Below are 18,932 nucleotides of genomic sequence, written 5' to 3'. Positions count from 1 at the left end.
GAGTCAGGAATAAAAATATAAGTTGTCTATTTTAGTTGCTATAGTCCTAATTTCAAACCGACAAAAAATTCTCTACCCGGCTGCGGGAATCCGTATTCTGTTTCGTAATAAATATCTGCTAAATTATTCACTCTAACGTACAAAGTATAGTTATCGAAAATTGTATGTGATGCTCTCACGTTTGCTAGCAGGTAATTATCCATCTCAACAAATTCTCTTGAATCAGCATCGACACCGTATTTTCCGCCGACAAAGAAAAGCTCCGCACGAAGTTCTGTTCCAAAACTAAATCGATAATTCGGAACAATTGACAACACGTGTTCCGGACGATATTCTAATATTTCATTTTGTGCATCATCGGAAACATTTTTAGCCGATAGATATGTATAAGCTAGATTCATACTCAAATTATCTACGTTAAGATTAAATCCAATTTCAGCGCCTTTCATTTCAGCTTTCCCGATGTTTTGATATTGTCTTAAACCATCTTCTAAGATCACTAGATTAATTAATTCATTTATTGAGCTATAAAAAATGTTTCCGTTCAATAATATATCGGTGCTTAATTTGTAATTGATACCGAGTTCGCTGTTTATACTTTCTTCAACATTTAGATTAGGATTTGATAAATCTCGTCCCACAGTTTGACTGTAAAATTCTTTTAATGTCGGAAAACGATTTTTCTTGGATGCGTTTATATGAAGTGATATATCATCATTTACTTTATAACTCAATCCGACAAAACCGTTAATTGATGAACCGGGTTCTCTTAAACCACTACCGTTAGAAAAAATAGGTGTAAGTAAATCATATCCAATAGCAGCAACAGCAGATACTTTTTCGCTAACATTTATATCTTGTTCAATTCCACCGCTGAAAAGAGATGCTTCATAACTTGAAAATCCTTCGTTAAAATTTCCTTCCTCTTTGTGAACATCTTTTTTCCAAGAAAGTGAGATTCTTGTCAGACCAAAATTCAAAGCATTAATATCATTAAGTAAATTTATTCCGAAAGAATGATCGTCATAAGTTGATTGAAAAGCATATTTCATATCTTGAGTTGTAAATGTATCATCATCATAAGAATCTAGAACATTTTTGTATGTATCGTAGAAAATATTTCCCTTAAATCTAAATGACGAACCGATGCCTGAACTGAACATTAAGTTATTTGTTGTTTTACGCCATTCACTATAACGCCAGTAACGCGGACGAGTTGTATAAACATCCGTCGGCACGCCTTTTTCATTATCTACAATCATTAATGAGTAAGCAAGATTAATATTATGAAAATTGTTTATACCAACCTTCAACATTCCACCGATATTTTCATAATCACTATTATTTCTTCTTCCCCCGTCTTCGTTTTGATAATTACTTTGTGTTTCGGGAATATCAAATCCATCTGATTTTGAATATCCGGCATTTATGGAGTAAAACATTTTTCCAAATCCGCCACTTAAACCGAATGATGTTCTGTGCGCCGCACCGGACTCTAATTCAAGTGAAACTGTTTTATCCATTCTATCTTTTGTGATAAAATTTACCGTGCCACCCATTGAGTTTGAGCCGTATGCAAGTGAAGGCATTCCTTTTGATACAGTAATTTTTTCGATTGAGCTTTTCGGTAAGTTGCTTAAATCAACCAAGCCGGAATATGGTTCATAGATAGGGACACCGTCTAAGAAAACTGCAACTTGTCGCTGATCATATCCACGCATATATATTCTTGATTCGTTTTTTGATGTAGTTGTGATATATAGTCCCGGTATATATTTAAGGGGATCAGTTGCGTTATAACCATCGGTTTGATTAATTTCGTTTAGCTTTACATCAACAATCGAAGATGAATTTACCAAACTGCTGTTAGATGATGTGACAATTACTTCTCCGAGATTATAATTCTTAAGTGAGTCTTGCTGCGCATACATAATTGTTATAAGTGAAAATAGTAAAATTAGTTTCTTCATTTTATTCCTCATTGATTCGATTATTAGTTACTAAGTTTTCTGGTTTTTGTAATAGTGGATAAATTATCTTTGCCATTTGTTCGGCAGGATTTTTTAATACACTTTTCATTGAATTGTTTTCTTTTCTTACTTTATTAAATTCTGTTTTTATATTCGGAAGTATCTCCTCGGCTTTACTAAAGACATTTTCAAATTCTTCTAATCCTCTTTTTTTCCAAAATGCTTTAACGTTCTCTCGGTCTGTCTTTCGGTTTAATAATGTAATGGAACTTATAATTACGACTGCTCGGCAAAACATTCCGAGTCCGTTTAATAATGCTTCTGCCGAATATGAAATCCCGAATAATTGATTGTTTTGTTCACCGATTATCATAGGTTGTATTACTACTACTATTGCGAACAAAAAGTATATCGACTTTCTTCCGAATAATCGAAGCAGACTTATATCAATTTGTGAATAGACAACCATTACAATTACCGAAAGCGGAATTACAAACTCTGCCGGAAGAATAATTGCAGATAACACAACTAGTCCGATCAAGTATTTCATTTTTCATTCTCCATTAAATTCTGTATTTGTCTGCCTACCGAGTAACCAAATGATGCCGATAGTCCACCAAGTGTTAAATGAACTAATGGCACTGACAACAATGCAATTAGAACAATATTTTCGGCTAGACCGATTTTGTTTGTAAAACTCAAAACAAGTTCATAGTAAACTTTATATATATCCATCCCGAGAAATACCGCTTGCATTATAAGTCCATGAAGCAAAGTATAAATCATTACGGCACCGCCGGTTATAATGCAAGTAACTCTGTTAAATCCGAATCTGTTTAATATAATTTCTGCTATAAGTGATTCTATTAATATTGCTACAAACGGAGTAATGTTAAAACCTACACCAAGAAATAATCTGAATGTTGCAGTAACAATACCGAGCAATATTAATGAACCTTTATAATTAAGAACTGATCTTGCGGAAACTAATACTAGTATGGCAACAAGTGACATTATTGCACCGCGGAAAGGTATTTTTGATGCATGAAGAAATGTGCCTATTGATATTTCGGCTAATCCCCATACAGCCGCAAATACAGCAGTATTAATCAAATTGCTTTCGGATAGTTTTTCTATTTTGAATAATTTTCGCATTCTCTTTTTCCATCATCTATTCCTCTTTTATGAGTATCCCCCTTCTCTTGCCGGTAGAGAAGGGGTTGGAGGAATGAGTTTAAAACAAAAAACCTCATCCGGAGATGAGGTTTAAATAGATTACTGATCAAATTGACCAGCTAATATTTCCTCTTTCTCCTTTCCAATTCATCCCTTATTATTGGGACTCGGGAGGTGTCATGATTTCTCATTACACCCTTACGGCTTTTAATCTTAGGAATGCTTCCCTTAGATCTTCAGCTCGGAGATAAAATTTATTTTCTACTAATTATTTATTAACGAGTTATTCCCTTAAAAATTATTCTAATTATTAACTTCTAAATTCCCGCTAAAACATTTGTGAATGACGAACACTTTTTAACTTTTCAATTCCTTTTCAATATCGATATCGTCATGTACTTCTTTCATCGAGGTTTTTAATTCTCTTATTCCTTTTCCAATACCTTTAGCAAGTTCAGGTAATTTCTTTCCGCCAAAAAGCAAAAGTAAAGCAAACACAATTATCAAAATTTCAGTAGCGCCAAATGATCCGAACATTTATACCTCTTAATTTTTAATTTTGTTATTGAATGAAAACGACAATGCTTTATTGCCAGTCAATTCACACACTTTTATACATCTACCACAATTGAAACAGTATGGATAAAGGTTTTTCTCTTTTGGGTTTAATTCAAGCGGACAATTATTACCGCATGGTTCAGCGTTAGCAGTACAATCACATGTGTCTGCATCATGATTTATATGCATGGTATATTTAGTTTTGAATAGCGCTAAAGTTGCACCAACCGGACAGAAATATTTACACCAATATCTTTTACCGATTATAACTTCCGTTAAAAATACAATTATGAAAACTATAGAACACACTCCAATTCCAAGACCAATTATTGCCGAGAATATTTCAGAAGAGATTATACCCGGCATTGAGATCCAAGTGAAAAGAGGAATTCCTATAACAAGAGTAATTAGAATAAGCAATGCATAAATAATCCAATAAACGTAAGGTTTCGGATTAACATTACTTTTTCTTTTTCCATTAAAAATTTTTCTTTGAATTTTCTTTAGCCAACGCGGTTCAAGTAATTCGAGCAGTGTGTTGTATGGGCACATCCAGCTGCAGAATACCCTTCCAAATACTAAAGCGAGACCAATTGGAATTAAAGCGGCAATTAATAATGGTAAATAAAACTCCTTTGAAAGTACAATAGTTTGAACCATCATAGCGGGATCAACAATATCCAAGTCCCAGAAACTTATCGAATACATATTCCCGATTATATATCGAATATCAAACAAAATTAATATTGGGATAGAAATCAGAAACAGTATTGAAAATATTTGAACTGATTTTCTGTACTTATTTAGATTTTTATAAAACTTTGTCGATTTAGACATTATGGTAACTCTTCACAATAATCGCCGAACCTTCAACAGGGCAAACTTGTTCACAAATACCGCAGCCAATACAATGTTCTTCAATTACTTTTGGATACATCTCATCTTCAAGAATAATTGCTTTACGGAAAATCGGACAATTCTCAAAACATGCTCTGCAAATTATTCCCACATATGGCATACAAGTGTTTTCGTTAATTTCCGCCATTCCCATTCTGATTTTTTCTTTTTCAACGAGATTATTATCCAATGCACCTGTTGGACATACGGGCGGACACAACATACATACATAACAAGGTATATCTCTTGCATTTATAATCGGGGTGCCGAAACTTTTTCCATATTCAATCCCAGCTGTAATAATGCTATCGTAAGGACAAACTTGCAGGCACTTATTGCACTTGATGCATTTATTTAGGAATTCTTTTTCCGGAACAGCTCCCGGAGGGCGAAGCGGTGAAACATCACTTACTGCTTTTTCAATATAGTTGAGAATGAAGTTCAGCATTTTGAAAATCTATATTAGTTCGCTCTTGCTATTTCAAATTCTTCATCAGCCGAAACGAAAGTTGGATATGTACCAATTACTCCGTCAAATGTAGAGTTAATAAATCTTCCCAAATCTCTTAACTGATCATTTGATTCGGCTTCAACAAGAACGATAATATTTTCTTTTTTATAAATACCGTGTGTTGTAACGTTTGGAATTTTTTGTAATTCTAAAACAACATCGTTAATTTTTTCTTCATCAACTTTTACGATCATACTTGCTATAATCATCACTTATACTCCTTACAATAGCGTGCCGGGATTGCTTGTAACAATCCCAGCACAAGGGTTAACTATACTTTTTCGAGTCTACAAGCAGCAACTTTATACTCAGGTTCTTTTGAACCAGGATCTACCGCATCGATTGTTAAAATGTTCGTCAAGCTTTCAGGCCAATGCCAAGGGACAAAAATTGTTCCTTTGCGTGGTCTGTCAATAACTTTTGCTTCAACAATCAGTGAGCCGCGTTTTGTAACCATTCTTACCTTATCTCTTGTAGCTACACCAAGTTCTTTTGCATCTTCAGGATTGATTTCTACATAAGGTCGGGGCGCTGCCCTCACTAACTCGGGAACTTGGCCTGTCATTGACATTGTATGCCATTGTTCAAGAATACGCCCCGTTGTTAATGCTATCGGATATTCAGGAGAGGTTTGTTCTTCGGGACCTTTATCCGGACGAGCAAATACTACTGCTCTGCCATCAGGTTTTGTATAGAAATACATACGTTTACCTGCTGCTTTATCTTTAGGGAAGTATGGATCACCTTCTGTAAATCTGTGAGTAGTACCAGGATGATCTTCCGAAGGAACCGGCCATCTTAAACCACGAACTTTTTTAAGTCGTGTATAAGTTGCACCTGTTAAATCCATATCCGTTCCTTTAGTTGTCTTCAGATATTCATTCCAAATTGCTTCGGCTGATGTAAAGTGTTCGAAGTTTTTACCATAGCCCATTCGTTTAGCAATGTCTGCAAGAATAAATGCATCCCATCTTGCTTCACCGGCTGGAGCTAATGCCTTTGCCATATGTTGTGATCTTCTTTCTGTACATCCGTAAACACCTTCTTTTTCTCCCCAGAAAGCAGCTGGTAGAACTACGTCTGCCATTTGAGAAGTTTCGGTCGGATGGAATGATTCTGCAACAACCATAAATGCGTCTTCCATTCCTTTTAGATACTTGTTTAGGTTTGGGAGAGATTGTGCCGGACTTGTGCAAAGAATATATATACCTTTTATTTCTCCTTTTGCTAACCCCTCAAACATTGCGACGGTATGTTTACCCGGAGCAGGCTGAATGTTTTCTGCGGGGACATTCCATATTTCAGCTATTTCTTTTCTGTGCTTTTCATTTGCGACAGCTCTATGTCCAGGTAAAAGGTGGCATAAACCACCGCCTTCTCTCACACCACCACATGCATTTGGTTGACCGGTTAATGAGAATGAATCGCAGCCGTCTTTACCGATCTTACCTGTTAGTAAGTGTAAGTTATGAATAAGGTTGTTCAGGAATACACCGGCAACTCTTTGATTAACACCCATACACCACATTGTCATAACACGAGGAGTTTCACCAAACAATTTAGCCGCTTTAACAATATCTTCAGCATTTACACCACATTGTTTTGCTGCATACTCAGGTGTGTATTTTTCTAAGAACTTTTTGTAATCTTCAAAAGTAATCGGGTTAGTGCCGTCACTAAAGTTTACGCTATCTTTAATGAATTGTTCATCTGTATAACCATTATCAATAAGTATCTTTGCTATGGCATTCATTATTGCAAGATCATAGCCCGGAATTACTTGTAAGTGTAAGTCTGCAATTTTGTTGGTTGGTGTTTTTCTTGGATCAATTATTACAACTTTTACATTCGGATTTTGCTTTTTACGAGCAACAAGTCTGTCATATATTACAGGATGTGCTTCGGCTGTATTACTTCCTACCAACAAAAACATATCGCATTTTTCAATATCATCATAAGTACCAACCGGTTCATCCGCACCAAATGTTGTTGTATAACCGCCAACAGCACTTGCCATACATAAACGAGGATTTCCTTCCACGTTGTTTGTTCCGATATGACCTTTGAATAATTTGTTTGCTACATAAGTTTCTTCTGTTTCTGCTTGACCTGAACCATAAAAAGCAAGCGCATCTGGACCATGTTTTTCTTTAATTTCAGTAAACTTTGATGCTACTAGATCTAGTGCTTCATCCCATGTAGCACGTGTAAGTTTACCATTTTTGCGGATCATCGGATAGAGTAAACGATTCTTTGCTGTAATCATTTTATTTAGATAAAATCCTTTCACGCAAAGCAATCCACTATTTACCGTATTTTCCTTGTCTCCTCTTATTCCGAAAGGCTGACCATCTTTGACGCCGAGCATAACACCGCATCCTACACCGCATAATCTACAAACGGATTTATGCCACATTACACCTTTGCTGTCTTGTACAAACTGATCTTTGTCGATTCCGGTTGCAGCAAAAACTTTGCTATTGAAGACTGAACCAACTCCGAGTGTTGTAGCAGCGGCAGTTAATGCAGATGCTCTTAAAAAATCTCTTCTACTTAAACTCATTTAGTTTCCTCCAATAAGGCTGTTAATCGTTGTGAAATTTTAAAGTGTGACCATTATGACAATCAAAACAACTTGTGAATTTAGAATTGTCAAAGGAATCAAGTTGCCCGGCATGACAACCGCCACATTGTGCATCTGTACCTTTTGGATAAAATGTTTCTTCTCCGTCACCATGACAAATGTAACATCCAAAATTTACTGTGCCATGTCTACTTGCTTGCCAATCTTCAAAAATATCAGGTGTTGTTTCTGCGTGACATTCTTGGCATCCGACAGTCCAATCAACATCAGCATGTTTTTCCGATTGTTGATTGTCCATAAAGCCAAGGGAAACAATCCCCAAAGCAAGTATGAAGAGAACTACTAAATAGACTTTTTTCATCTTTACATTCCTTTTTTATTAGAATACAAATGTTATTGTTGTTTTCAATTCGTATGCAGCTTTATCAAATTTATCGTTACCGTTAATTAAGTATTGTGCACCTGTTCCGGGAATAAAATAACCGCCCATAAAGGACAATGTAAGTTTGTCTAATAATTTATAATCTGTTTTGAAATCGATTTCCATACCTATGTCGTCAGCACTCTTTGTTAAATCAGGTCCGGCAGCAGTCCATGCATAAATTGGTTGAGTAGCTTTTAGATATGTAAATGAAGTGTAGAAATTCCATTTAGCAGTAATTTTGAACAATGCATTTACTTGTATTGCTGTTGTGTTTTCTAATTCTCTATATGCTCTAATGTTTGGAGCACCTAAACCTTGAGGAGTAATTCCTTCTTCATCAGGCATAATTGAATCTTCCCATACTTCGGTTAGGTTGAAGAAACCGGCTGTTCTAAGTTTATTTACGTTTCCTTTTCCGGATGTAGGATCATCATCACCGGAACCCATTCCGCCAACCAACCCAATTGTTACCGCATCGGATACGGCGTAATTCATTTTTAGATAGAAGTTATAACCTGCTAAATCACCATTGTTGATGTCATATTTAAGCGGATCAACACCACTGCCATTTGAAGTATTTAGGAATCCTTTGTGTGTTGTGTTAGCAATATCATCTTTACCGAATAAGTAGTTAGCTTCATACACTAAGCTGAGTTTATCTAGTTTTGAAGAACCGGAAACACCAATAATTCCCAATGAGGTAACTTGAGGAGTAAATCTTGGTCTGTTATAATTTAAGCCGTCGATTGTATATGTTGTTGAATCTGCAGTACCGGCATCATTATAATACATACCAAATATTTCAAGATTTGTAGTGCTGAATTTTGTTGTGTAAGATGCTAAAAATAAATTCGCATCTCTCGGATCGTTGTTACCATAAGGTAATGCACCATCAGGTTTTACATCCGAAATTCCGTTTACGCCTTCATAAATTTTTGCCCAGCCAAGTTTCAATTTGCTTTCGCCTATCGAAATATCACCGGTGATACCGTCATAATTGTTATCAAGTACTAATTTGTTACCTGCCGACCAGTTAAAACGACCAACTGAGAATGCAGTGCTAAGTGGATCTAAATTAAACCATAAGTAAGCTTGATCAACATGAAGCATGTAGTGAGTGTCTTTACCATCAAAAAGACCACTTGCACCACGATAAGTTGGTGGTTCATTATCAACTCCCCACCATCCTTGTCCTAAATCTAATCTTGTAACAGCTTTAATATCGGGACCATAGTTTGCGGCTAAGTTTAATCGTAGCATTTGTACAATGTAGTGATCTTCGTAAGGAACAGCGCCTAATCTAAAATCATTTTGAAATTGGCCCCATGCTGTGTAAACGCCATTAAGTTTGAATTCTACTTTCTTTTCATCCTGTGCTGATAAATTAAGTATCGTTAATGCGAAAAGAACTAAAGTTAGTGTAAGTACTCTTTTCATCTATACTCTCCTTATTTATAATGTGGTTAATTAAGTGAGCAAAAGAGACAATTATAATGCCATCTAAATTCGAGTCAAATATCTAGTTTTTAGTTAATTCTATCGATTTTACGATACCTTTAGCCTTTTATAGAGGGCGAAAAAACGTCAACAGACAAAAGTTCGTCAGAGCTAAATTATATCGTATTTTTTCATTTTGTCACGAAGAGTTGTGCGTTTGAGTCTCAAAAATTCGGCAGCTTTCGTCTGATTGCGTTCAGCCTTTTCAAGTGCCCAATTTATAGCTTCAATTTCGATATTATCAACTATTTGGGTTAGATCAACGGAGTCGTTGAAATTAAAGGACATCCCATTAGATCTTTTTTGTCCGCAAATCAGATCTTCCGGAATTATTGATTTGGTTATTACCTTTTCTTTTGTAAGAGCGGTTAATCTATAAATTGCATTTTCAAGCTGGCGAATATTTCCGGGCCAATCGAAACAAGAAATCAATTCAATTGCTTCAGGTGTAAATCTAAGATCACTTCTACCTGATTTTTTAACAAAGTGATCAACCAACAAAGGAATGTCTTCTTTTCTTTCTCTTAATGATGGAATTCTCATCGGTATTACTCTAAGACGGTAATACAAGTCTTCTCTAAATTGATTCTTTTTTACTTGTTCCCAAAGATCAACTTTGGTGGCACATATTACTCTAACATCTACTTTAATTGGTTTTGAACTGCCGACTTTTTCAAATTCTTTTTCTTGTAAAACACGCAATAGTTTTACTTGAGAACTCATAGGAATATCATCAACGTCATCAAGAAAAAGTGAACCGCCGTTTGCTAATTCAAAACGTCCTTGCTTTTCTTTGTACGCACCGGTAAAAGCACCTTTAACATGACCAAACAATTCACTTTCCAGAAGCGAATCATTTAATGCGGCACAGCTTAATTTTACAAATGGTTTCTCTTTTCTTGGGCTGTTATAATGAATTGCATTTGCTACAATTTCTTTTCCGGTTCCGCTTTCACCTTCTATTAAAACCGACATCTCGCTTGCACTTATCATCTCAATTTGATCGAACAATTCAATCATGGGTTTTGATTTGCCAACGAGGTTGTGAAAAGAATATCTTTCTTCTAACCGTTTTCTTAAAGATATGTTTTCATCGAGTAAGGATTTTACTTTTTCATATTTCTGGATGAGCAGAAGTAATTGTTCTGAAGAGAAAGGTTTTGTTATGTAATCGTAAGCACCTTTTTTCATTGCATCTACAGCCGATTCAATTGTTCCGAATGCGGTTATCATAATCACGGCTATATTTCTATTAATTGATTTTACTTTATCCAATACTTCAAAGCCATCCATTTCAGGCATTCGTATATCAGTCACGACTACATCAACGTTATTTTTTTCAATATAACTTAACGCTAAGATTGATGATGCAAAGGATTCTACATCATACCCGGCTTTACGCAGAGCATCGGTCATCGTTATTCGTTTTGTTTTTTCATCATCAACAACTACAATGTTCATCACTTCTCCATTTCAAGACTTTCTGCTTCTTGTTTTACGATCACATTTTCTTCATTAAAAAATGGCAGCATTATTGTTATTTCCGAACCTTCATCAAGTTTACTGTTAAACTCAATTTTACCGGCATGTTCACTAATTACGTTATAGGCAAGATAAAGACCCAAACCTGTTCCGTTATTTTTTTGTTTAGTTGTAAAGAAGGGATTAAAAACTTTTGCTTGGTCTTCTTCGGAAACCCCAACTCCGGTATCTTTTACAACAATTTTTACGTCTTTATTATTTTCTAAATAGGTTTCTATAGTTATGGAACCATCATGCTCAATAGCATCAAAAGAATTAAGAATTAAGTTCACAAATACTTGACTCAGATAATGAGTTTCACCATAAATAAAGAGTGGTTTGTGATTATATCTTTTTTGAATCGCCACACCTTTTTTCTTCAGCTTAAATTTTGTCAACTCAATTGCATCGTCTATTACATCGTGAATATTTACTTTTACTTTTTCATCAGAATGTGGTTTTGCATAATCGAGAAGTCTTCTTACTAGAACTTCTATTTTAAAAAGTCCCTCCATTGCAAGCGGAAGATATTCTTCTGCCTGATCTTTATTATCCAAATCACCCAATACCATTCTGATACAATTCTGAATTCCATCAAGCGGATTATTAATTTCATGCGCAACGCCGGAAACAAATTGTCCGATTGCCGCCATCTTTTCTGATTGCATTAATTGACGTTGTGCCATCTTCAATTTTTCGTATGCCATCTTGATTTCAATTGTACGCTCTTTAATTTTTTTCTCTAATTCTTCATTTGCTTTCTTAAGTTGTTTTTCTAGTTCTACTTTTTCTGTTACATCCTGGCTTACTAAAACAACTCCCTTAAAATTTCCTTCATCATCTTTCACAACACTGTAATTATTATCAAAGTATCTTCCCTTAGATTTTATCATCTTATGTCTTGTGGCGTATTCACCTGAGTGAAACGCTTTTAGATCATCTAGAACTTTCCCATGTATTCTTTCAGTATGACATTGCAAAATTGAAGTCCCAAGTCTTTCCTCACTACATATTCCTCGTATTTCTTCGCCCGCATTGTTTACAAAAGCAAATCTGTTTTCATGATCAACATATACAACACCAACTTCTAAACTATCAAGTATATCGACAAGGTTTCTTTTATCAAGAAATTTTGAATCGGGCATACAAACTCCTTATTTATACTGCAAGGTCTTATTATAAATTACAATTAATGCAAAATTTATTCCAAGTGCAATATACAAAAGTCTATAATGAGATAATAAATTCTGATTTGTAAGATGGTCTTCAGATTTAAATAATCTTAATCTAATCCCTATTCTAAAAGTTTTCTTAAAAGTACAAATTCAGCAATTTTTTCAACTTTCCCGAAATGTAAAAGCTGAAATAGCCAACAAGAAGTCCGATCAAAAGATTAAGTATTCCAAAAACTATCAGAATAAATTCTAGTGGTAGTTGAGAAATTGGATCGAGCAAAAATACTCCTCGCAGCATATTCTTATATGTGATAAAGATATGTGTGCCCCAGACAAATCCATGAGCTACTATACCATGTAGAAAAGTATAAAGCAATAAAACAATGCCCGTTGTAATGGAAGCTTTTTTAAAGTCTTTTATAGATGAGAAAATAATTTCAGCCAATATACCTTGCACGACAACTGCAATTAATGCCGAATGAAGTATCGTTCCGAAATAAGCAGCTTTTAGGATAGCGGCTATGAATACAAGAAAAAGTAATGATCCGAAGAAATTAGCTTCTCCTCTTGTTAACACAATAAAAAATACAGAAAAGGATGTTAACACTATTCCTCTTACCGGTAACGAGTAAACTGAAATGAAGTCGCCGATAAAAATTTCACTTACACCCCAAAGTATTGCAAAGATTATTACAAAGATAATTTGTTGATTTCTGTTCATGGCAGTAAACTCAATTTGTTAATAAACGAATTTTATTTTTTATTTTGCCATTCAAAATATAAGGCTCCCCGGCAGGAACTGGAGAGCCTTGCTTATCCCACAAACAGGAAGACGTGTTCTAGCCTAGTATTTCCAGAACGGTTCTCCCTTTAATTTTAACTCAACTGCTTGCTTTGTGAATGCTTCAGTATCTTTTTTGTTTCTATCAAGATAAAACTGATACAAACTATCATTTGCTTCTTTATACTTTGTACCTTGATAATGCTCTTTATCATTATATCGTTTTACCCAAAGCTGCCACTGTTTATCGGATAGTAATCCGGCTTGATAAGCTGTCTCAACATTTTGATAGATACGTTCCCAATAGTCAGGATTATTATTATATACAACTGGTGTAGTATTTGAATGTGAATTTATACCCCAGGCATTACCGGGAATATCATAAAGTGCAAACGGAATGAACTTTTCTGGATGATTTGATTCAACCCATCTTTTTGCTTCCGGATCACCTTTTTCTGCTGCCCAAGTTAACATTTCAACCATAGCTTCTTGCATTTCCCATACGCCATGCCATTGAGTATAATCCGCCCCCATCATTTCTGCACCATGTCTAAATCTTCTGCCTTCATGATGCCAAGCTTTATAAAGCATGTCTTCTGGAACTTCGTCCCAGCCATTAAGAACGGGATCTGAATAAAACTTATCGTTCAATTCAAGTCTATCAACTATTCCATTAGCAGTAAGTTTTTTATTCCATCTAACAAATTCTCTTCTCATTTCATTGTATTGTAGATTTACTAAATCTGCAGTAAGCAAATAGACTTCGACAAAATCCGATGAGTGACATTTCTTACATACTGATTCCATTCTACCTCGTTTCATTTGCCAATCACCAAGATTTTCATCATCCCAAACTGTTCTGTAACTCCATGGAGCTTGAGATTCCCAAGCTAAACGAGCACTAACGTTGTGAGTCATTGGTTGATTTCCATCCGAATCCATATGACATGTAGTACATACCGGAACATCGATTGGAATCTCATCATGATCATTCGATGTAAATGAAAGATCCATATTTTTCTCGGTAGCTCTAAAAATATTACCGTGTTTAGATTCAAGATAAATTTCTATGTGCGGGTGATCCGGGCCAACATGACATTCGCCACATGTTTCAGGCTGGCGGGCAACTGCTTTACTAAATGTATGTTTTGCATGACAAGCATCGCATTCGCCAACACTGCCGTCCGGCCACATATTACCTATATTATGGCATTGTTCACAACCATGTTTTGTTGCCATTGGGAATTCAAATACAGCTCTATCACCGTTGCTTATTAACCAAAATTGATGAGCATGTTTACTATTTGTGAACTCAGCAACTTCTGTTTCGTGACATTCGGCACAATCTTTTGGTGTTGGATGTTTTGCCACAAGAAGATCACTTTCGGGACAATAAAATGCATCAAACTCGCCTTCTTGTGCAGTGTGACAATCAATACAGCTTATATTCTGTTCGGCATGAACACTTTGTTTCCAATGTTCAATAGCTTTAACCGCAACACCTTTGCTGGTATGACAATCAACACATCTTTTGTTAACACCACTTATTTCAATAATCGGCTCAGCACTTACCGAATGTTTCATTTCAACACCGGCGACTATAATAAGAATTACTACAAGGAGAATACTAAAAATCCCCACTATCATTTTCTGTGTTTGCAATGAATCTTTTTCAGCCATGGAAGAACTCTCCGTTAATTACTTTTATAATTAATAAACTAACATTTCATATAGTGTGAAGAATATAAACAGTACAGCAAATAAACTTCCGAAGAAGTAATGCACTTTTACATTTGGCAGTTTCTTTCGTAGGAACTCATCTATAAATGGCCAGAATGTCCCGACAATTATGAACACTGCTATTAGATAAATGCCAAATTTGACAGGTAAAAATTTTAGTAAAGAATAAACACCGTAGAAATACCATTCGGGTTTAATATGGTTTGGAGTTACTGCGGGGTTTGCAGGTTCACCTAACCCGGGAGGCAGTATTACGGCAAGTGAACTTATTACTACCAAAATAAATAAACCCACTATCAGTGTATGATAAAAATGTTCTGGATAGAATGGATAAGTTTTTTCCTCTTCTTCTCTTCCTTCAAGTTTGGATACGCCATGAAGACGGACCATAACAATATGCACCATAAGTAATATGAATAGAATTATCGGGGCAAATACAATGTGAAGATTAAAGAAACGAGTTAGTGTATTAGCAGTTACATCAGACCCGCCTCGTATTAACTCAAGAATAGGCACGCCGATAAACGGAATTTCTTTAATCATATTAGTGCCGACTGTAGCGGCCCAATAAGAAAGCTGATTATATACAAGCGAGTAACCGGTAAAGCAAAGTGTAAGGGTTGCTAAAAAAATTAACACACCGATTACCCAATTAATCTCCCTTGGATTACGATAACCGCGTGTGAAAAAGACTCTAACCATATGAAGAAAAATGGCTATTACCATTAAGTTAGAACCCCATCTATGCAATCCTCTAACATAAAATCCCATTCTAACTTCTTCCGTAATGTATCGAACACTTTCATAAGCCATCTCAGGAGACGGTATATAATAAAACGTTAGAAGAATTCCGGTTACTACTTGTATAAAAAAAAGAATCAAAGGAGTGGCGCCAAGTGCATAGTACCAATATTTCATGTGGCTTGGAATCGGTTCACTAAAAATTTCTTTAACTACTTCAGAAGTCTTTTCGGTATCAATCGGTATTCGTTCTAAAAGCCAGCTTTTGAAATTTTTCATCATGATAATCCTCTACTAGTTTCTTCCATCCACATATAAACTAGATTACCATCTACTTCTACTTTAAATTCATCTAATGCTCTGGGTGGGGGTCCGCTTACCACTTCGCCGGCAGGACTGAATACGCCTTGATGACATGCGCAATAAAATCTATCACGATGTCCTTCCCATTTAATTTTACAGCCGAGGTGTGTACATATCGCGGAAAATACTTTGAAGCCATCGTTGGTTCTTACAAGAAATAAATCTTGAGTACCATAACTAACTTCTTTTGCTTCGCCAATTTTTAATTCATCAAGTTTTCCTACCAAAAGTTTGCGGAGCTTTTTGTCTTTCTGCTCAGGGAAAACAAATCTAAATCCATTAACCAGTAAAACGCCAAAACTTGCAACTAAGCCACCGCCAAAAAGAGATTTAGTTAGAAAATCTCTTCTGGATTTTTTCTTATCGTCATTATCCAACTTAAAATCCTCCGGATATTTTGAATAACCATTACTAAGAGATGTGAATATCCCAATATTTATGCCATGTGAGTTTTTAATCGAAAACGTTGGTTAAATAAAGTATTTGCACCGATTAGGAGAAAAAATGAATTTGTGGCATGATTAAAAATCGTCAGTTTACGGGTTTACGTCTATTTTCATGAAATACACATTTTCATATAAACACTACTAATACTTGTTCGATGATGTGGTTAGAAATTGGTGCGTTATATGCGCAATAATGTGTAACATAGTTAATTGGAGACAAAATGAAATTTAACAACTCAATTTATTTTTCGATTTTAAGATCATCATTAGTTCCAGTAGTTGTATGGCTAGTGTTAATTGGAACTTCCTTATATATGAATCTCAAGCAAACTGAAGATCATTTTTCTGATCTGGTTGAAGATCAAGCTAGAGTAATGTTTGAACATATAGAAATAACAAGAACGTGGAACTCACAACACGGTGGTGTTTATGTTTATGTTAACGACAAAATAAAGCCAAACGAATATTTGGAAGACCCTGCAAGAGATATTGTTACATCCGACGGAAAGCTGTTGACTAAAATCAATCCAGCGTTTATGACAAGAATAATCTCAAATGTTGCCCAAGATGAAGGGGCAACTGGTTTTCATATCACAAGTCTTAATCCCATTAGACCGGCAAACAAACCTGATGAATGGGAGTCTAGAGCTTTACAATCTTTTGAAGAAGGGAATGAAGAAAGTTTTGAGCTGATTGAAAATAAAAACGAATCCGTATTCAGATACATGAAGCCTCTACTAGTTAAACAAGGCTGTATGACATGTCATGAAAAACAAGGATACAAAGTTGGAGAAATAAGAGGAGGAATATCCGTCACGCTTCCGGCTTCAAGTTTCTTTGCAGCCGCTAACAGTCAAAAATATTCTATTGTATTACTGCATATAGGAATCTTCTTGTTTGGTTTTATCGGAATTGTGGTTTATCAGTTCAGATTGCATAAAACTACATTCGCTCTTGATAATCTTTTACTAAAAGGTATCAGCTCTGTTGCCGAACATGATCTTAAGGATTTAAAAAACGCGCTTCAAAGATTATCTGACGGAGACTTGACCGTGAATTTTGAAGTAACTGCAGAACCTTCCAAACTCAACTTAAAGGGTAATGAAAGCAAGATAGAAAACGCATACAATATGATGGTTTCCCAATTACAGGAATCAAGTGATTCATTCAAAAAGACTATGAGCAATCTTAGAAAGTTAGTTGAGAAAACAAGAATAAACGTTCACGAAGTCAACACTGGATCGGGTCAACTGAAGATCATTTCCGAGCAAACAAAAATAGCTTCCGATCATATAGCTGAAGCCGTAAACAGATTAACAATAGGAATCGGCAAACAGAACGAAGATATTTTGCTTGTTAATAATTCGGTCGATCAAATGTCCTCCGGCATAAACGGAATAGCCGAGGGAGCTAAAGATCAAGCCAATTCAATCAATACATCAAACAAGCTTGTCGGTGAAATGGAAAGTATCGTTCGGGTAGTAAATAAAAATGTACAAGAAGGTTATGAAAAATCCGATGAAGGTAAAACCGTTTCTCTTAACGGTGTTACAACTATAAAAGAAACAATTACCGGTATGAATAACATAAAAGAGAAAGTAGATTATTCTACTGAGAAAGTTAAAAAGATGAGCGAACACTCCGAACAAATTGGATTAATAATCGAAACTATAGAAGAGATAGCTTCTCAAACAAATCTGCTTGCCTTAAATGCTGCAATTGAAGCTGCCCGCGCCGGTGAGCATGGAAGAGGCTTTGCCGTGGTCGCCGATGAAGTTTTCAAATTAGCGGAGAAGTCTTCTAAAGCAACTAAGGAAATCGGAGAGTTAATAAAAGATATTCAAAAAACTATTGACGAAGCATTTACCGCGATGAACCAAGGACATAAAGAAGTGGAGAAAGGAGTTATCTTAGCTGAAGATGCCGGAAAAGCATTCTTCTCAATTAACGATGTTATGCAAAACTTAAGTATAAAGATGAAATTGATTCAGGATGATTGCCAGATTCTTTCTAAATCTTCTATAGAGCTAGTTGAAAATACCGAGAATGTTTCTGCCGTAGTTGAAGAATATTCCGCTTCCACAGTTCAATTAGTTCAAAACTCAGATTCTATTGAAAAGAATCTCCAGAGTATTGCTTATGTGAGTAAGGATAATAACACAAGCGTTTTGGAAGTAGCCTCGGCAACAGAAGAGATGAATAGTCAATTTGAAAAGATTACAAACTTTGTCGCATCATTGAACAATATGTCAAACAACCTTAACGAACTAATAGATAATTTTAAGATCGATGAAAACGAAACTCATGGTTTGAACAAAAGTGAAAAGAATTTTGTCGCTATTAAATCTGAACAAGTAGTTTAAAAAATTAAGTATGTTTCTCTTCAGTATTAAATTGCTGTAAAAGAAACATACTTTTTTCATTTATAATTCATTATACTATTTGCAATAACCACCCATTTTTCTGTCCCTAAGTCTCTCCCATTATATATTTTCTGCTTCAGTAGAATTCTTTCTTAATTCACGACATACTTGTTTTGCTAATTCAC

Annotated in this window: 17 protein-coding genes and 1 riboswitch; of the genes, 1 reads left to right on the top strand and 16 read right to left on the bottom strand. The window is 35.4% G+C overall.

Features of this window, described 5'->3' with window-relative positions; translation table 11 throughout:
* Window positions 1-38: 38 nt before the first annotated feature.
* The 16 genes from QY331_00590 to QY331_00515 all read right to left on the bottom strand — a co-directional run bounded on the left by QY331_00590 (window position 39) and on the right by QY331_00515 (window position 16,315).
* A complete protein-coding gene (locus QY331_00590) occupies window positions 39-1,970 on the bottom strand; it encodes a TonB-dependent receptor (GenBank protein WKZ69745.1) in 1,932 nt (643 codons plus the stop codon).
* Window position 1,971: 1 nt separating this feature from the next.
* On the bottom strand, window positions 1,972-2,520 hold the full coding sequence (locus QY331_00585; protein WKZ69744.1) for a hypothetical protein: 549 nt from the start codon (window positions 2,518-2,520) through the stop codon (window positions 1,972-1,974).
* A complete protein-coding gene (locus QY331_00580; protein ID WKZ69743.1) occupies window positions 2,517-3,125 on the bottom strand; it encodes a hypothetical protein in 609 nt (202 codons plus the stop codon). The genes QY331_00585 and QY331_00580 overlap by 4 nt, the downstream gene beginning before the upstream one ends.
* Window positions 3,126-3,265: 140 nt before the next feature.
* Window positions 3,266-3,405: riboswitch (molybdenum cofactor riboswitch) on the bottom strand.
* Window positions 3,406-3,503: 98 nt separating this feature from the next.
* Window positions 3,504-3,683 (bottom strand): twin-arginine translocase TatA/TatE family subunit, encoded by a 180-nt coding sequence (tatA, locus tag QY331_00575; protein WKZ69742.1) that lies wholly within the window; start codon window positions 3,681-3,683, stop codon window positions 3,504-3,506.
* A gap of 9 nt (window positions 3,684-3,692) precedes the next feature.
* Complete coding sequence (locus tag QY331_00570; protein ID WKZ69741.1) at window positions 3,693-4,541, bottom strand: 4Fe-4S binding protein; 849 nt, start codon at window positions 4,539-4,541, stop codon at window positions 3,693-3,695.
* A complete protein-coding gene (locus QY331_00565; GenBank protein ID WKZ69740.1) occupies window positions 4,534-5,049 on the bottom strand; it encodes a 4Fe-4S dicluster domain-containing protein in 516 nt (171 codons plus the stop codon). The genes QY331_00570 and QY331_00565 overlap by 8 nt, the downstream gene beginning before the upstream one ends.
* A gap of 14 nt (window positions 5,050-5,063) precedes the next feature.
* Entirely contained in the window at window positions 5,064-5,321 is a 258-nt protein-coding gene (locus tag QY331_00560) for a chaperone NapD (protein ID WKZ69739.1), read from the bottom strand.
* 62 nt (window positions 5,322-5,383) lie between these two features.
* Window positions 5,384-7,675, bottom strand: coding sequence for a nitrate reductase (locus QY331_00555; GenBank protein ID WKZ69738.1), 2,292 nt, complete (start codon window positions 7,673-7,675; stop codon window positions 5,384-5,386).
* A gap of 22 nt (window positions 7,676-7,697) precedes the next feature.
* A complete protein-coding gene (locus QY331_00550; protein ID WKZ69737.1) occupies window positions 7,698-8,057 on the bottom strand; it encodes a cytochrome c3 family protein in 360 nt (119 codons plus the stop codon).
* Window positions 8,058-8,075: 18 nt separating this feature from the next.
* Entirely contained in the window at window positions 8,076-9,557 is a 1,482-nt protein-coding gene (locus QY331_00545) for a hypothetical protein (GenBank protein WKZ69736.1), read from the bottom strand.
* A 171-nt stretch (window positions 9,558-9,728) separates the two neighbouring features.
* Window positions 9,729-11,078 (bottom strand): sigma-54 dependent transcriptional regulator, encoded by a 1,350-nt coding sequence (locus QY331_00540; protein ID WKZ69735.1) that lies wholly within the window; start codon window positions 11,076-11,078, stop codon window positions 9,729-9,731.
* Window positions 11,078-12,283, bottom strand: coding sequence for an ATP-binding protein (locus tag QY331_00535; GenBank protein ID WKZ69734.1), 1,206 nt, complete (start codon window positions 12,281-12,283; stop codon window positions 11,078-11,080). Before QY331_00535 ends, QY331_00540 begins: the two co-directional genes overlap by 1 nt.
* Before the next feature lie 166 nt (window positions 12,284-12,449).
* A complete protein-coding gene (locus tag QY331_00530) occupies window positions 12,450-13,034 on the bottom strand; it encodes a hypothetical protein (protein ID WKZ69733.1) in 585 nt (194 codons plus the stop codon).
* Between the two features lie 123 nt (window positions 13,035-13,157).
* Window positions 13,158-14,774 carry a multiheme c-type cytochrome gene (locus tag QY331_00525; protein ID WKZ69732.1) on the bottom strand — a complete coding sequence of 539 codons (1,617 nt, stop codon included), beginning with the start codon at window positions 14,772-14,774 and terminating at the stop codon, window positions 13,158-13,160.
* 30 nt (window positions 14,775-14,804) lie between these two features.
* A complete protein-coding gene (locus QY331_00520) occupies window positions 14,805-15,854 on the bottom strand; it encodes a cytochrome bc complex cytochrome b subunit (protein WKZ69731.1) in 1,050 nt (349 codons plus the stop codon).
* A complete protein-coding gene (locus QY331_00515) occupies window positions 15,854-16,315 on the bottom strand; it encodes a Rieske (2Fe-2S) protein (protein ID WKZ69730.1) in 462 nt (153 codons plus the stop codon). The genes QY331_00520 and QY331_00515 overlap by 1 nt, the downstream gene beginning before the upstream one ends.
* A 290-nt stretch (window positions 16,316-16,605) precedes the next feature.
* Here QY331_00515 and QY331_00510 point away from each other — a divergent pair, with 290 nt between their 5' ends.
* Window positions 16,606-18,747, top strand: coding sequence for a methyl-accepting chemotaxis protein (locus QY331_00510; GenBank protein ID WKZ69729.1), 2,142 nt, complete (start codon window positions 16,606-16,608; stop codon window positions 18,745-18,747).
* Window positions 18,748-18,932: the final 185 nt, after the last annotated feature.

The sequence above is a fragment of the Melioribacteraceae bacterium genome, assembly GCA_030584085.1.
Lineage (GTDB): Bacteria > Bacteroidota > Ignavibacteria > Ignavibacteriales > Melioribacteraceae > SURF-28.
The sequence above is the reverse complement of the archived record's forward strand: the minus strand, read 5'-3'. Positions and strand labels throughout refer to the sequence as shown.

What these genes read in the sequence shown, in the direction of transcription:
- QY331_00590 (WKZ69745.1), bottom strand. Translation starts at nt 1,970, where the DNA reads ATGAAGAAACTAATTTTACTATTTTCACTTATAACAATTATGTATGCG.
- QY331_00585 (WKZ69744.1), bottom strand. Translation starts at nt 2,520, where the DNA reads ATGAAATACTTGATCGGACTAGTTGTGTTATCTGCAATTATTCTTCCG.
- QY331_00580 (WKZ69743.1), bottom strand. Translation starts at nt 3,125, where the DNA reads ATGCGAAAATTATTCAAAATAGAAAAACTATCCGAAAGCAATTTGATT.
- tatA (WKZ69742.1), bottom strand. Translation starts at nt 3,683, where the DNA reads ATGTTCGGATCATTTGGCGCTACTGAAATTTTGATAATTGTGTTTGCT.
- QY331_00570 (WKZ69741.1), bottom strand. Translation starts at nt 4,541, where the DNA reads ATGTCTAAATCGACAAAGTTTTATAAAAATCTAAATAAGTACAGAAAA.
- QY331_00565 (WKZ69740.1), bottom strand. Translation starts at nt 5,049, where the DNA reads ATGCTGAACTTCATTCTCAACTATATTGAAAAAGCAGTAAGTGATGTT.
- QY331_00560 (WKZ69739.1), bottom strand. Translation starts at nt 5,321, where the DNA reads ATGATTATAGCAAGTATGATCGTAAAAGTTGATGAAGAAAAAATTAAC.
- QY331_00555 (WKZ69738.1), bottom strand. Translation starts at nt 7,675, where the DNA reads ATGAGTTTAAGTAGAAGAGATTTTTTAAGAGCATCTGCATTAACTGCC.
- QY331_00550 (WKZ69737.1), bottom strand. Translation starts at nt 8,057, where the DNA reads ATGAAAAAAGTCTATTTAGTAGTTCTCTTCATACTTGCTTTGGGGATT.
- QY331_00545 (WKZ69736.1), bottom strand. Translation starts at nt 9,557, where the DNA reads ATGAAAAGAGTACTTACACTAACTTTAGTTCTTTTCGCATTAACGATA.
- QY331_00540 (WKZ69735.1), bottom strand. Translation starts at nt 11,078, where the DNA reads ATGAACATTGTAGTTGTTGATGATGAAAAAACAAAACGAATAACGATG.
- QY331_00535 (WKZ69734.1), bottom strand. Translation starts at nt 12,283, where the DNA reads ATGCCCGATTCAAAATTTCTTGATAAAAGAAACCTTGTCGATATACTT.
- QY331_00530 (WKZ69733.1), bottom strand. Translation starts at nt 13,034, where the DNA reads ATGAACAGAAATCAACAAATTATCTTTGTAATAATCTTTGCAATACTT.
- QY331_00525 (WKZ69732.1), bottom strand. Translation starts at nt 14,774, where the DNA reads ATGGCTGAAAAAGATTCATTGCAAACACAGAAAATGATAGTGGGGATT.
- QY331_00520 (WKZ69731.1), bottom strand. Translation starts at nt 15,854, where the DNA reads ATGAAAAATTTCAAAAGCTGGCTTTTAGAACGAATACCGATTGATACC.
- QY331_00510 (WKZ69729.1), top strand. Translation starts at nt 16,606, where the DNA reads ATGAAATTTAACAACTCAATTTATTTTTCGATTTTAAGATCATCATTA.